Annotated in this window: 13 protein-coding genes; 8 read left to right on the top strand and 5 right to left on the bottom strand. The window is 65.1% G+C overall.

Annotated features, from left to right (window positions below; all coding sequences use genetic code 11):
- Positions 1-61: 61 nt before the first annotated feature.
- Entirely contained in the window at positions 62-598 is a 537-nt protein-coding gene (locus ACT2B0_RS12810) for a PH domain-containing protein (RefSeq protein WP_473465448.1), read from the top strand.
- A 160-nt stretch (positions 599-758) separates the two neighbouring features.
- Positions 759-1,232 (top strand): transcription elongation factor GreA, encoded by a 474-nt coding sequence (gene greA, locus ACT2B0_RS12805; RefSeq protein WP_473465446.1) that lies wholly within the window; start codon positions 759-761, stop codon positions 1,230-1,232.
- Between the two features lie 9 nt (positions 1,233-1,241).
- Here the strand turns inward: greA and ACT2B0_RS12800 are convergent, their stop codons facing one another.
- On the bottom strand, positions 1,242-1,715 hold the full coding sequence (locus ACT2B0_RS12800) for an Lrp/AsnC family transcriptional regulator (RefSeq protein ID WP_473465443.1): 474 nt from the start codon (positions 1,713-1,715) through the stop codon (positions 1,242-1,244).
- 250 nt (positions 1,716-1,965) lie between these two features.
- Here ACT2B0_RS12800 and trxB point away from each other — a divergent pair, with 250 nt between their 5' ends.
- Together trxB and ACT2B0_RS12790 are read left to right on the top strand one after the other, a co-directional pair.
- A complete protein-coding gene (gene trxB / locus ACT2B0_RS12795) occupies positions 1,966-2,940 on the top strand; it encodes a thioredoxin-disulfide reductase (protein WP_473465440.1) in 975 nt (324 codons plus the stop codon).
- Between the two features lie 26 nt (positions 2,941-2,966).
- On the top strand, positions 2,967-3,863 hold the full coding sequence (locus ACT2B0_RS12790) for a LysR family transcriptional regulator (RefSeq protein WP_473465438.1): 897 nt from the start codon (positions 2,967-2,969) through the stop codon (positions 3,861-3,863).
- Positions 3,864-4,200: 337 nt separating this feature from the next.
- Here ACT2B0_RS12790 and msrP read toward each other — a convergent pair whose 3' ends face one another.
- Together msrP and ACT2B0_RS12780 are read right to left on the bottom strand one after the other, a co-directional pair.
- The gene (gene msrP, locus ACT2B0_RS12785) at positions 4,201-5,166 is read right to left on the bottom strand and encodes a protein-methionine-sulfoxide reductase catalytic subunit MsrP (RefSeq protein ID WP_473465435.1); all 966 of its coding nucleotides are present in this window, start codon (positions 5,164-5,166) and stop codon (positions 4,201-4,203) included.
- A 111-nt stretch (positions 5,167-5,277) separates the two neighbouring features.
- On the bottom strand, positions 5,278-7,326 hold the full coding sequence (locus ACT2B0_RS12780; protein WP_473465432.1) for an elongation factor G: 2,049 nt from the start codon (positions 7,324-7,326) through the stop codon (positions 5,278-5,280).
- A gap of 393 nt (positions 7,327-7,719) precedes the next feature.
- Here ACT2B0_RS12780 and ACT2B0_RS12775 point away from each other — a divergent pair, with 393 nt between their 5' ends.
- On the top strand, positions 7,720-8,724 hold the full coding sequence (locus ACT2B0_RS12775; protein ID WP_473465429.1) for a hypothetical protein: 1,005 nt from the start codon (positions 7,720-7,722) through the stop codon (positions 8,722-8,724).
- Between the two features lie 48 nt (positions 8,725-8,772).
- Here the strand turns inward: ACT2B0_RS12775 and ACT2B0_RS12770 are convergent, their stop codons facing one another.
- On the bottom strand, positions 8,773-9,498 hold the full coding sequence (locus ACT2B0_RS12770) for an alpha/beta hydrolase (RefSeq protein ID WP_473465426.1): 726 nt from the start codon (positions 9,496-9,498) through the stop codon (positions 8,773-8,775).
- A gap of 117 nt (positions 9,499-9,615) precedes the next feature.
- Here ACT2B0_RS12770 and ACT2B0_RS12765 point away from each other — a divergent pair, with 117 nt between their 5' ends.
- A complete protein-coding gene (locus ACT2B0_RS12765; RefSeq protein WP_473465423.1) occupies positions 9,616-10,623 on the top strand; it encodes a helix-turn-helix domain-containing protein in 1,008 nt (335 codons plus the stop codon).
- 172 nt (positions 10,624-10,795) lie between these two features.
- Here ACT2B0_RS12765 and ACT2B0_RS12760 read toward each other — a convergent pair whose 3' ends face one another.
- Positions 10,796-11,998 carry a pyridoxal phosphate-dependent aminotransferase gene (locus ACT2B0_RS12760; RefSeq protein WP_473465420.1) on the bottom strand — a complete coding sequence of 401 codons (1,203 nt, stop codon included), beginning with the start codon at positions 11,996-11,998 and terminating at the stop codon, positions 10,796-10,798.
- A gap of 250 nt (positions 11,999-12,248) precedes the next feature.
- Between ACT2B0_RS12760 and ACT2B0_RS12755 the strand changes: the two genes are divergently transcribed.
- Together ACT2B0_RS12755 and ACT2B0_RS12750 are read left to right on the top strand one after the other, a co-directional pair.
- Positions 12,249-13,184: an EAL domain-containing protein gene (locus ACT2B0_RS12755; RefSeq protein ID WP_473465418.1), complete on the top strand. Its 936-nt coding sequence runs from the start codon at positions 12,249-12,251 to the stop codon at positions 13,182-13,184.
- Between the two features lie 103 nt (positions 13,185-13,287).
- Positions 13,288-14,106: an EAL domain-containing protein gene (locus ACT2B0_RS12750; protein WP_473465415.1), complete on the top strand. Its 819-nt coding sequence runs from the start codon at positions 13,288-13,290 to the stop codon at positions 14,104-14,106.
- Positions 14,107-14,128 lie beyond the last annotated feature (22 nt).

The raw sequence follows: 14,128 nt of genomic DNA, 5'->3' as shown, positions 1-14,128 counted from the left end.
CAGCGGCGAAAAGCGATGTATCCTGTTCACAAGCGGTTGAACACGAATCACGGGGCACGGCATGCGTGGGGTGAACGACAATCCCCGGCCTGGATATGGTGGCCCGTTCCTGCCGTCGGCGTTGTCGCTGTTCCTGCCGACCATGGTGGTTCTCGCGGGCTACGGCGTCGCTCTCGCGGGGCTTGTTCTGGCCGGTCGGGGCAACGGCGCGCTGGCCAGGCTGTGCATCGTTGTGCTGGCGCTTGGCGGGCCGTTCCTGATTGCACATGCGACGTTGCGGGTTTTCACCATCCGGGTCGCCGTGATGCCGCGGATGCTCTATGTCCACCGCGGCTTTCCTTCCAGCCAGGCGCAGGACATACCCTACCGGCTGATCGAGCGCGTCGCGACACGGCGCGGACTGGCGGGGCGGATTTCGGGGAGCGGCGCGCTTGTCGTTACTTTGTTGGGCGGACGGCGGATCGTCGTCGGCGATCTGAAGAACCCGGACCAGGCCCGCGCCGCGATCCTCCGGCAGATGCCGGCCGGAGAGCGCCCGGCGCCCGATTCGCCCGACAGCGACCTGGAGACGTCGCGGCCTTTTGCCTCGGCGCGGTGATGTTCCGGCAAATTTTTGGGCGTGAAAACGCCGGCAACGATTGCTATATAGGGCGGGAACGATTTGTTGCGGTTCCGTGGCATGCGCCTGCGGACCGTTTTCTTTTTGCGCTTTGCGCCGCCGGACGGAGCCTGGCGCGACAGACGAGAAAGGTGTGACGATGAACAAGGTCCCGATGACCGTACCTGGATTCGAAGCGCTGAAGGAAGAACTGCGCTGGCGCCAGCAGGAAGAGCGCCCCAGGATCATCGAGGCGATCTCGGAAGCCCGCGCGCATGGCGATCTGTCCGAAAACGCGGAGTACCACGCCGCCAAGGAAGCGCAGAGCCTGAACGAAGGCCGCGTCGGTGAACTCGAGGACATGATCGCGCGCGCGGAGGTGATCGACGTGTCGAAGCTTTCCGGCGATACGGTCAAGTTCGGGGCGACGGTGGAACTCGTAGACGAGGACACCGAGGAAACGCGAACCTATCAGATCGTCGGCGACCAGGAGGCCGACGTGAAATCCGGCCGGATCTCAATCTCCTCGCCGATCGCGCGCGCGCTGATCGGCAAGGGCGTGGGCGAGGCGATCGAGGTCAACGCGCCCGGCGGCGCGCGCGGCTACGAGATCGTCAAGCTGAAATGGCTGTGAGGCGGCCGCTCAGGCGATGTCGACCAGCCCGTCATCCTTGACCTGGCGGATCGTCAACGCGGTCCGCACGGTGTCGACATTCGGCGCCGAGGTCAGTTTCTCGATGACGAAGTTCTGAAACGTCGTCAGGTCGCTCGCCACGCAGTGGAGCAGGAAGTCGGAATCGCCCGACACCATCCAGGCGCGGCGCACGATCGGCCAGGTGCGGGTGAGATCGGAGAACGCCTTCAATTCCGTCTCGGTCTGATGCTGCAGGCCGATCAGGCAGAACGCGACCACGTCGAAGCCCAGCGCCGGCGCGTTCAAAAGCGCCCGGTAACCGCGAATGACGCCGTTGTCCTCGAGGCGCTTGACCCTGCGCAGGCAGGGCGGCGCCGAGATGCCGACCCGGCGCGACAGCTCGACATTGGTCATGCGACCGTCATTTTGCAGTTCGCGCAGGATCTTCCAATCCGTCGCGTCGAGTTCAGCCTTGAAGGTCATTTGTTACCCGTATGGCATTCTTGGCGAAAGAATCGGTCGCTTAGGCAAAACTCATACGGCAAAGCCGCGATGGAGCCAAGCGTCGACCCGACCAGCCAAAACCGGCGGCGGGCTGCTGGTCATGGTCGCGGCAGTTGTGCGAAAAGCCCTTCGCGCCCTTGCACAATGGGGTCCCCATTCCTTAGATCAGCGTGGCCCTGACTGCCCGCTCGCCCCGGCGGCGACGCGGGCGTGCGAAAGGAATCCGGACATGAATGCAAGACACGCCCCCGTCATCATTATCGGCTCCGGCCCGGCCGGCTACACCGCCGCGATCTATGCCGCGCGCGCGATGCTCAAGCCGATGCTGATCGCCGGGCTCGAGCAGGGGGGGCAGTTGATGATCACCACCGAGGTGGAAAACTATCCCGGCTTCGCGGAGCCGATCCAGGGGCCGTGGCTGATGGAGCAGATGCTCAAGCAGGCCGAGAATGTCGGCACCGAGATCGTCTCCGACCTGATTACCGAGGTCGATCTCGACGTGCGCCCGTTCCGGCTCAAGGGCGATACGGGCACGGACTATACCTGCGACGCGCTGGTGATCGCGACCGGCGCCAAGGCCAAATGGCTCGGCCTGCCGAGCGAGGAGAAATTCATGGGCTTCGGCGTGTCGGCCTGTGCGACCTGCGATGGTTTTTTCTATCGCGGCAAGGACGTTGTGGTGGTCGGCGGCGGCAATACCGCCGTGGAGGAGGCGCTTTATCTCTCCAATCTGGCGAAAACCGTCACGGTGATCCACCGCCGCGACGAATTCAGGGCCGAGCGCATCCTCCAGGATCGGTTGTTCAAGAAGGACAACATCAAGGTGCTGTGGGACACCGAGGTGGACGAGATCAAGGGCGAAGCCGGAAAGCCGCCGCTGCCGGCGTCCGTCAACGCGATCAGTCTGCGCAACAAGAAAACCGGCGAGATCACCGAAATGGCGGTCGATGGCGTGTTCGTGGCGATCGGCCACGCGCCGGCGGTGGAATTGTTCGCGGGCAAGGTCAAGCAGAAGCCGAACGGCTATTTGTGGACGGAGCCGGATTCGACCCGGACCGACATTCCCGGTGTCTTCGCGGCCGGCGACGTCACCGACGACATCTACCGCCAGGCCGTCACGGCCGCCGGTCTCGGTTGCATGGCGGCGCTGGAAGCGGAAAAATACCTGGCTGAACACGAAGCCCACCGCGAAGCCGCGGAATAGCGGCGCGCGGACCGGGAGGAGGGGTAATGTCGCTCGACTGGGACAAACTGCGTGTGTTTCACGCCGCCGCCGAGGCTGGCTCGTTCACGCACGCGGCGGAGAAGCTTAATCTGTCGCAGTCGGCAATCTCGCGCCAGGTCAGCGCGCTCGAGCAGGAAATCGGCGTGTCGCTATTCAACCGCCACGCCCGCGGGCTGGTGCTGACGGAGCAGGGCGAGCTTTTGTTCAACACCGCCCACGAAGTGTTCGTAAAGCTGGAATCGGTCCGCAGCCGGCTGATGGAAACGACCGAAAAGCCGTCCGGCCTCTTGCGTGTCACCACCACGGTCGGCCTGGGGTCGGGATGGCTGTCGCAGCGGGTGCAGGAGTTTCTCGACCTCTATCCGGATATCCAGATCCAGCTCATCCTCGCCAATGAGGAACTCGACCTGACGATGCGGCAGGCCGACTGCGCCATACGCCTGCGCCAGCCGCAACAGCCGGATCTGATCCAGCGGCGGCTGTTCACCGTGCATCTGCACGTCTTCGCCGCGCCGTCCTACATCAACAGGTTCGGCGAACCCGAGACCGCGGCCGATCTCGACAAGCATCGCCTGATCACGTTCGGCGAACCGGTGCCGGCCTACCTGAAGGATTTGAACACGCTGCAGAGCCTGGGCATGCCCGAAGGCGAAAAGCGGCCGGCGACGCTGCAGATCAACGATTTGATGTCGATGCGCCGGGTCGTGCGGCGCGGCGCGGGCGTTGCCATGCTGCCCGACTACATGGCCGATCCCGGTTCGGGGCTCGTGCAGGTGCTGACGGACATGGCGGTGCCGGCCTTCGATACCTACTTCTGCTATCCCGAGGCGATGAAGAATCAGGCGAAGCTGAAAGCGTTTCGCGATTTCATCTTCTCCAAGGCGCGAAGCTGGGCTTTTTGAGGGGCATTTAGGCAAGGAGCTTGCCGTCCGAACGGGCATTTATGCATGTTTTTCAATCACCTGCACAAACCATGCATAATTGCATGGGTGCGTTGCAATTGATCTGCTTGCGAAAAAGGCAGGGCAGGCACATATAACAATCACTCCCGGGCGCGTTCCTCCTCCCATTAGCGCCCGCGAGTGTTCCCCTCTGGAGGTTTCGCCGTTTTACGGCACTTCCAATAGCTAGGCCGGTCCTTTCAGGTACCGGCCTTTTTTTTGTCTTGCGGCGGGGCCTGCTTGCGGTTCGCGCGGTGCGTCGGTCGGTTGGCTCGACGCCAAGCCGCCGCCGTCCGCCTCACATGAACAGTTTTTCCCCGTCCATGCCCTGGTACAGTCCGGCAACCTGCTCGCCATAGCCGTTATAGATCACGGTCGGCACGGTCTCGCCGGTATGCAGGACGCGCTCCCTGGCCTGGCTCCAGCGCGGATGCGGAACCTGCGGGTTCACATTGGCCCAGAACCCGTATTCGCCGGGTGCGATCTCTTCCCAGAAGCTGACCGGCCGTTCGGCGGTGACGGTGATCCTGACGATCGACTTGATCGATTTGAACCCGTATTTCCACGGCAGGGCGAGCCGCAGCGGCGCGCCGAACTGCTTGGCGAGCGGCTTGCCGTAGGCGCCGGTAACCATGAAGGCGAGCTCGTTCTTCGCTTCGGCCAGGGTCAGCCCTTCCACATAAGGCCAAGGATACCAGACCTGCCGCTGGCCTGAGGCCATTTTCGGGTCGAGGAAGGTTTCAAGCCGCAGATATTTCGCCTCGGCTTGGGGGTCGGCGAGCGCGAGCAGTTGCGACAGGGCGAACCCCGTCCACGGCACGGTCATCGACCAGGCCTCGACGCAGCGGTGGCGGTAGAGACGCTCTTCCAGCGGCATTTTGCGGATCAGCTGGTCGAAGGCGAGCTTTTGCGGCTTGTCGACCAGGCCGGCGATTTCGATGTCCCATGGTCGCGTCTCGAGCGCCTGGGCTGCGTTGGCGATTTGCTTGTGCGAGCCGAACTCGTAGAAATTGTTGTACTGGCTCGAGATCTCCTCCGGCGTGAGAGGGCGCTCGATGGTGAAGGCCGGGTTGCGGGGGGCGGGATAAAGCGCGGCGGTCGGGTCCTCGGCCGCCCGCGCCGCGCCGACCAGGGCGGGCGCGGCCAGAGCGGCAGCGCCGGCGCCCAGGCCGGCAAGCAGGGCGCGGCGATTGACAAAGGCGGTTTCCGGCGTCGCCAGACGCTCGGCAAGCGCCCAGGACGGCCGGCGGTGGATGGAGACCATGACTTCCTCCCGGTTCGGTGTCGGGCAGACCCTAGCGCGCGCCGAGGGAGCGGCAATTCAATCGCCATCACATCTGCGTGGGCCGGGGCATGGGGGTCGTGCCCGGTGACGTCAGGCGGCCTTGCCGTGGGTGTTTGCCACCTCGTCGGCAAGGCGCCCGGTCAGTTCGGCCATGTGATCGAAGCTCGCCCGGAAGGTGGCGACGCCGGCGGTGGCCGAGCGCAGTTCCACGATCAGGTCGCCGATCTCGGCCTGGGGCATCATCGCCTCCACCACGTCCCAGCCCGGCCAGCCCGGCCTGGCGTCGAAGCCCAGAATCTGGCCGCGGCGCTGCGGCAGGATGGCGGTCACCTTGGCCGTGGCGTCGGAAGGGGTGAAGACCTCGATCTTCATGATCGGCTCCAGGATCGCCGGCGAACAGGCCGGCATCGCCTCGCGCATGGCGAGCTTGGCCGCCATCTGGAAGGCCATGTCGGAGGAATCGACCGCGTGGTACGAGCCATCGGCGAGATTGACCGCGATGTCGACCACCGGAAAACCGAACAGGCCCGCCTTGAGATAGTCGCGCACGCCGGCCTCGACGGAGGGGATATATTGCTTGGGCACGACGCCGCCGGTGATCGTGTTGGTGAACTCGAAGCCGCTGCCGCGCGGCAGCGGCCTGATCTCCAGCACGACGTCGCCGAACTGGCCATGGCCGCCGGACTGCTTCTTGTGCCGGCCGCGCTGGGTGGTGCCCTTGCGGATGGTTTCGCGATAGGGAACGCCGGGCCGGCTGGAATCGACCTCGATCTGGAACTTGCTGCCGAGCCGCTCGGTGGTCACGCGCAGGTGCATTTCGCCATGACCCGAAATCACCGTCTCGCCGCTGTCTTGATGCTCGATCGCGATCGAGGGGTCTTCCTCGGCGAGTTTTTGCAGCGAGGCCGACAGCTTGACCTCGTCCTTGCGCTCGTGCGGCCGCAGGGCGACGGCGTTGACCGGTTGCGGCGGCTCGGGCGTGGCCAGGGCCGCCGGCGGCGTCTTGCCGACGGCGAGCGTGTCGCAGGTGCGCACCTCGTCGAGCTTGCCGAGCGCGACCGTATCTCCCTCGCCGGCGTTCTGCAGCTTGGTCTGGTTTCGGCCGAGCATGCGGTAGAGGCCTGAAACGCGGCCGGTGCGGCCGTCATGCGTGACGATTTCGGCGCCGTCGGCGATCGAACCCGCCAGGATGCGGGCGTATGAGAGCTTGCCGCCATGCGGCGTGTGCACGGTCTTCACGATCTGGAGGACGGGATCGCCGGTTTCGGTGAGCCCGAGCCGTTCGCGGGTTTGCGCGATGTCGGGCGCATCGTGTCGGACCGTCTTTAACAGCCGCAGCACGCCGTTGCCATGCTCGGCCGAGCCGATCAGCACCGGAATCACCGAGCCCGCGCGCAGATCGGCGGCGAGGTCGTCGAACACCGCGTCGCGCGGCGGCTCGATCTCTTCCAGCAATTGCTCCACCAGCGCGTCGTCGTGGTCGGCCAGCGTTTCCAGCATGGAAAAACGCGCTTCGACCTCGCGGGCCTTTTCGTCGTCGGGGATCGGCGCGATCTCGCTTTCGGCGTGTTCGCGATAGATGTGGGCGCGTTCCAGCGCCAGATCGATCGAGCCGATGACGATGCCGTCCTTGCGCAGCGGAATCTGGCGCAGAACCAGCGGCACCGTGCTTGCCGGCTGCAACAGCTTCAGCGTGTCGCGCACGCCGATGGCGGCCTTGTCGACCTTGTTGAGGAACAAAACGCGCGGAATGCCGTGTTCCTCCAGCGTGCGCATGATCAGCTGCAGGGCGGGAATCTTCTTTTCGTCGGCCTCCGCCACCACGATCGCCAGGTCGCAGGCGGCCAGAACGGGTTCGGCCTCATAGGCGAATTCGATCGAGCCCGGGCAGTCGATGAAGGTCAGGCTGTCGTCCATGAAGTCGGTGGTGGCAACGCTCGCCTCCACGCTCATCAGATGCGCGCGCGCCTCCGGGCTGTCGTCGCCGACCGTGGCGCCCGAGGCGACGGTGGCCTGCCGCGCGATGGCGCCCGTGCGCGCCAGAACGGCTTCCAGAAGCGATGTTTTTCCGCTGGCGAAGGGACCGACAATGGCGATGCATTTCGGCCCCGTGCGTCTTCCTCCGGCGCGACTACCCATGTGAACGACCTCCTCCTCACGCTTGCTCGCGGGCGGCGGCCGGCCCGCGGCCGTCGCGCGCCGGGTTTCAGGCACCCGGCGCGGGCATCGTCACACGGCTTTTGCGATGAGGCAAGACGTCCCTATCCTTCGACGCTCGCCGCAGCCGGCGGGTGGAAACCGGCCGGCCGGCCTCGCCTCGACCGCTAAAAGCCGTTTGGCCCCGCGCCCGGCGTGCCGGGCTTTTCGGCGTCGAGCGATCGCCCTGCGGCTTTGTTTGCGACCTGCTTCGGTCCGTTTTCGTGAAACAAACATCGAATGCGGGTTGCGTTGTCGTCTTCTCGTTCTCTGGTAAGATCTGCAATTGTGAATAATATAGTTCTTTGAACCTCATGGGCGTGGAGGAGAAATGCCATGCGTCTCCCGTTTGTTGTTCTTGCCTTTGCGCTGATGTCGTCCCCGGCTTTGGCGGATATGTACCAGGATCAGTACAAAGCCGTCATGGCGCGTTATTTCATCACCAATCACTATGCTGTTCCGATTTTCACCAACGGCAACATCCGCAAGGGCGACATCATCCAATATCCGGACGAAGGGCGGGTGGTGCCGCGGCAAGACTGCCTCGATCTCGGCGCGTCGGCCTTTCGCGACGTCGATGCGCTGGATATCACGCTCGCCAACCAGCTGTCGTTCGGTGTCGGCGCCGGCATCTCCGTTCACGGGCTGGCGCAGATCGAGGCCGAACTCGCGCTGGCGATCTCGGGCATCGCCAGGATTGCGATCGACCCGGCCTCGCGCGAACACACCGAGCACGAGCCGTCGACGGAGCGCGTTTCAAACGACGAAAAATGCGACCTCGCGCGGTTGGTCATCGACGGGCGCGAGACGGCCTATCTCATGGTCAGCGACATCATCAGGGGGCAGGTTACGGCGAGGACGCAGATGATGGCTGCCGGCGGCGCGTCCCTGGAGGCGGGGCTGACCCAAAAACGGCTGCAGGCGCTTTTGGGCGATACGCCGCGGATCGGCGTTTCGGTCAGCGGCGGGGTGGCCACGATCGAAAGCCGCCGGTCGCCGAGCGTCAGGACGGTCGCCGTCAAGTCCCGCTTCGTCAGCACCTACCATTTGGCGCGGCTCTACCATCTCTATCAGGCGGCCGGCCCCTCCGACCTCGAACTCAAGGTGGAAGAGATGCTGACCGGGGTCGAGCCCGGCCTGTTCGAGAGGCTCGCCGCCGATCTGAATGATTTCTTGCAGAAACACCAGCTGATCGAACGGGACAAGGCGCAATTCTACAACAAGATGCGCTATCTCGAGACCCGGGACGTGCTCGACGAAAAGACCTTGTCGAATATTCCGCAGGAGCACTGGCGCGCGTTGGGCGTCATTGCCGCCGCGCACGAATTGTCGGTCTGGTGAGGGGACGCGGCCTTGTCGGCCGCATCCCGCCAAAATTCCCGCACCAGGTCAGTCGCGGCCGGCTTCGATGATCTTTTCGGCCAGCAACGCCGGATTGGTGAAACAGACCTCGTGTCCGCCGGATGCCTGGACGAGCCGGAACAGGCCGAGCTTTTCCGACAGGCGCGGATGCCAGCCGAGCGACTGGGGCAGGGCGGTGTCTTCGGTGAAGTTGATATAGGATTTGGCGACTTCCATCTCGGCCGGGTTGGCCGACAGCCTGATCGCGTCGGTAAAGGTCGCGTAGGGATGCGGGTTGAGCTTTTCGTAGGTCGCCTGGGCCGTCGCGCCGTCGGCGTCGTTCATGAACGCCTCGCGCCAGATCGGCGGCGGCAGCATGACGGCGTTGTCGGGGCTCGCGGCGCTGACGGCGTCGAACAGGGCCACGTAGTGGGGCGGTACCATGTCGTTGAGGCATTCGCCGTCGTTGGGCACGAAGGCGTTCCAGTAGACCAGGCGGCGGATGCGGCCCGGTAACCGGTCGGCGGTGCCGGTGATGATCATGCCGCCATAGGAGTGGCCGACAAGGATGACGTCGGTCAGTTCGCGTTCTTCGATGAAGGCGACGATCGAGCCGATCGCCGCCTCAAGTCCGGTGCGCCGGTCGTCGCCCGGCCGGTTGCCGGCGATGGTCGGCGTGTGGACGTCATGTCCCTGGTCGCGGATCGGCCGGGCGACATCCTCCATCAGCTCGCCGGTATGCCAGGCGCCGTGAACAAGCACGTAAGTTGCCATTTTTTCCTCCCTGCGCTTTGATTTATCGGGTGTTCGATCCTGACAACAATGGGTGGCGCGGGCTTGGCCAGGCGCGCACCGATGTTGGACCGGAGCGAACCGCAAGGGGATCAGACGATGGCGATCAAACCGGAGGTGAAGCGTGCCGATGCCGGGCCGGCACTGCGCTGGGGCAGTGTGTGGGACACGCGCGATGTTGGTGGAACCGAGGCGTTCGATTATTACCGCGACGGCATCTGCCAGTCCTTTATGGAGCTCTTGCCCGAGTTGGAGGCCGTCCGGCGGCGGCACTTCAAGGCCCGCGTGGAATCGCATCCGCTGGGCGAGGGGGCGGTCAACCGGGTCGACGCGACCGCGCATCTGGTTGTGCGGACCGGGCGCGAGATCGCGCGCTCGCCGCGCGAATGCTATTATCTCAATCTGCAGCGGGGCGGGGAGTGCCGCATCGATCAGGCCGGGACGGAGATCGCCCTGCGCGCCGGCGATGTCGGCATTTTCGATTCCGGCCGGCCGTTTTCGCTCGAGCATCGCCGGCTGTCGTCGCTGGCGGTGTCGTCGTTCTGGGTGCCGAAGGAGGCGCTCGCGACCCGACTCGGCGGCCGCCTGCCGGAGCGGCCCCGTCTGTTGTCGTTCGAGCCCGCGCTCGGACGGCTGATCGCGGAGACGGCGCGCTCGATCGACGAGACCGCCGGCCACCTGCCGGAAGCGGCATCGGCACGGCTTTTTTCCATGCTGCTCGACCTGACGGCGATGGTCTTGGGCGGCGAGGGCGTCGACGTGTCGCGCACGTCGCGGGCGGATGCGCAATTGCTCGCGCTGCGCTGCTTTGTCGAGCGAAATTTCGCCGATCCGCGTCTTGATGCGGCGCGCTGCGCCCGGGCCATGGGCATTTCGCCGCGCTACGTGCAGAAGCTTTTTGCCCGGACCGGCACCACGCTCGGGGCCTTCGTGATGGAGGTGCGCCTGCGCGAGGCCGCGGCCGCGCTGCGCGCGCCGGCGAAGGCTGCTGTTCCGGTGACGTCGATCGCCTATGCGTGCGGCTTTTCCGACCTGTCGCATTTTTCCAGGTCGTTTCGCGCGCGCTACGGCGCGCCGCCGGGCGCTTGGCGGCGTCTGGCGCACTAAGGCGTTTCCAGGCGAAGTGGAAGCCGGTTCGCCGTTCAAAGACGCGTTAAACAATAAGTTAAGCCGGTCTGCGATTCCGTGAAAAGCAGAACGGCCTTGACCGCCGGAAAGCAAAACCCGGCCGCGGGGGCCGGGTCGGTCTTGTTGTCGGATACGTCGGTGGCGAAAAGCGTCAGCTCAGCGAACCGGCAAAGCGCTGGATGCGGGTGCAGGCCTCTTCCAGCAGTCCCTCCGAGGTCGCGTAGGAAATGCGGAAATTCGGGCCGAGCCCGAAGGCGGAGCCCTGCACCACCGCCACGCCCTCGGCCTCCAGAAGCTCGGTGACGAAGTCCTGGTCGGTCTCGATCACATTGCCGGACGGGGCCTTCTTGCCGATCAGCGCCGCGCAGGATGGATAGACGTAGAAGGCGCCTTCCGGCACCGGGCAGGAGATGCCGCGGGCCTGGTTGAGCATCGAGACGACGAGATCGCGGCGGCCCTGGAAGATCGCCTTGTTGCGCGTCACGAAGTCCTGCGGTCCGTTGAGCGCCTCGACGGCGGCCCATTGCGCGATCGAGCAGGCGCCCGAGGTCTGCTGGCCCTGGATCATGTCCATCGCCTTGATGAGTTCCACCGGTCCGGCCGCGTAACCGATGCGCCAGCCGGTCATGGCATAGGCCTTCGACACGCCGTTCATGGTCAAAGTGCGCGCGTAGAGCGCCGGCTCGACCTCGGCGATGGTGCGGAAGGCGAAATCGCCATAGGTCAGGTGCTCGTACATGTCGTCGGTGAGCGTCCACACATGCTCGTGCTTCATCAGCACGTCGGCGAGCGCCTTCAGCTCGGCCTCGGTATAGGCCGCGCCCGAGGGATTGGAGGGCGAGTTCATCACCAGCCACTTGGTCTTGGGCGTGATCGCCTTTTCCAGCGCGGCCGGCGTCAGCTTGAAGCCGTCCTCGATCCTCGTTTCGGCGAAGACCGCCGTGCCGCCGCAGATCGCCACCATTTCGGGATAGCTGACCCAGTAGGGCGCGGGGATGACGACCTCGTCGCCCGGGTTGAGCGTGGCCATGAAGGCGTTGAACAGGATCTGCTTGCCGCCGGTGCCGACGATGGTCTGCTCCGGCTTGTAGTCGAGATTGTTCTCGCGCTTGAACTTCGCCGCGATCGCCTCGCGCAGCGGTGCGATGCCGGATACGGGCGTATATTTGGTCTCGCCGCGCCGGATCGCCTCGATCGCTGCGTTCTTGACGTTGTCGGGCGTGTCGAAATCCGGCTCGCCGGCTCCCAGGCCGATCACGTCGCGGCCCTTCGCTTTGAGCTCGCGCGCTTTCTGGCTTACCGCGATGGTCGCGGAGGGCTTTACGCGGGACAGGGCGTCGGCGAGAAAGGCCATTGTGATCGTCTCCTCTGGGCCAGGGTGTCGCTGCGCTGGGCAGCGGCTTGTAATGTCCGAATGCGGGCACGAGCGCAAGACTTTGCCGGCGTTCGCCGTCGATGCACGAAAATTTGCGCCGTTAACCTTGTTCAAAGCCCAATCGCCGATACTTCCGGCCACCCGGATGGTCTCGCCTCGGCGCGGCCGGCGGGATTGCGGTGCGGCGGGCGACCGCCGCCGGCCGGTTTCAACGCGGAGAACCGCATTCGTGTCGCGCAGCGCAGGCCTTGCCCATATCGTTCGCCAGGACGACGGAACGTCGACCGGCGTGTGGGGCGTCTACACGATCAAGAGCGCCTTCCAGCCGGTGTTCGCGTTCGGTGAAGGAAAACTCGCCATCGCCGCGTTCGAGGGGTTGGTGCGGCCGTTCCGCGACGGCGCCGCGCTATCGCCCTACGCGTTCTTTCGCGGCATTCCACCGATCGACCGGTTCCATGTCGAAACGCTGATGCGCACGCTGCACCTTCTCAACGCGGCGGCGTGTCTCGATCCGAAAGTGTCGATCTTCGTCAATTTCGACCCGTCCCTGTTCACCGACGCCGAGGTCGTCGATGTCGCGATCCGCGACATGCGGCTGGTGCTGCACGAGGCGGGCATGCATCCCGGCCGGATCGTGTGCGAGGTCACGGAACAGAAATCCGGCTCCACCGGCGCGCTGCGCCGCTTCGTCGACGCCCTGCGCGCCAGCGGTTTCAAGATCGCCGTCGATGATTACGGGGCGGACGATTCCGATATTCAGCGCATTGACGACTTGAAACCCGATATTGTCAAATTCGACGCGCAGTGGATCACGCGCCTGATGGATTCGGGCGCCGGATTCGGACTTTTGAAGGTCATGGTGTCGCGTTTCGCCGACAGCGGTATTAAAACCGTGTTCGAGGGGATCGAGGAAATGTGGCAGCTGGAACTCGCCGAGGAAACGGGCGCATCGATGGTGCAGGGTTTTGTTCTCGCCCGGCCGGAACTGGCGCCGACGAGCTTTTCGATTTTCTCCGGCAAGGACGAACCGGCCGGCCAAAGCGTGTCGTGGTCGGGTGCCGGCGCACCGCGCGCGATGCCGGTGGCCGCCGACGACCCGCTGGAAAGCCGCCATCAGCCTGCATCGCGGCGCCGGACATTTGGCCGCCGCCAGTCCGGCGGTTAAGCTCTGCCATGCCTTATGCCCCGCTCGTCGCCATCGCCTCGGGTCCGTCTCGGCTATCGCGCCTGGCTAGGGGCTGTGCGACGGCGTGGCCGGGGGCGCGCGGGTGAGCGGCGCATTCGCCTTTAATGTCGACGAGGTCGGCATCGCCTATGGCCGCTTCCAGGAATTGCGGCTGAAAAGCTGCTACCAGCCGCTGTTCCGGGTCGAGGACGACCTTTTGATGCCGTTCGCGGTCGAGGCGCTGGTGATCGCCTTCACCGGCGGAAAGGCCGTTCCCGCCACAAAGCTGTTCGAGCGCGCCGCGGCCGAGGAACGGGCCGCGCTCGAGCGCTTGTGCCGGGTGTTGCACATGCGCAACTACCACAATATCGGCGTGGACGGGCTGGAGCTGTTCTTCAATGTCGACCCGGCGATGCCGGATGAAGACGTCGAGCATCTGGACTGGCTGTTTGCCGAAAACGAAATCGCGCCGGGCATGGTGGTGTGCGAGATCACCGAGGCGTTCGGCGCGGGAACGGAGCGGGTGACGGCGCTGACCGAAAACGTGCGCCGCTCCGGCATGCGGGTTGCGGTCGACGATTTCGGGGCGGGCCATTCGACGCCGGCCCGGCTGCGGCTGATCAGGCCGGATATCGTCAAGCTCGACGCAGCCTGGTTTCAAAAGATCGTCGCCGACAAGGCCGCGCGCGATTTCCTGCCGCGGCTTTTCGCGCGCTTTCACGATCTCGGCAGCAAGGTACTGGTGGAAGGGATCGAGACGCCCGAGCAACTGGTCGTCGCGATCTCGGCCGGTGCCGACCATCTGCAGGGATTTCTGCTTGCCCGCCCGGCGCTCGCCGGCACGATATTCGACGATGCCGCCTTGTCGGTGGCGGCGTTGTCGTCAGGGGCCGCGCCCGGGGCGCAGGCGACGTCGCGCTGACAGATCGCAATTGTCGATTGTT

Source organism: Nitratireductor sp. J20-h4 (assembly GCF_056780505.1).
The sequence above is the reverse complement of the archived record's forward strand: the minus strand, read 5'-3'. Positions and strand labels throughout refer to the sequence as shown.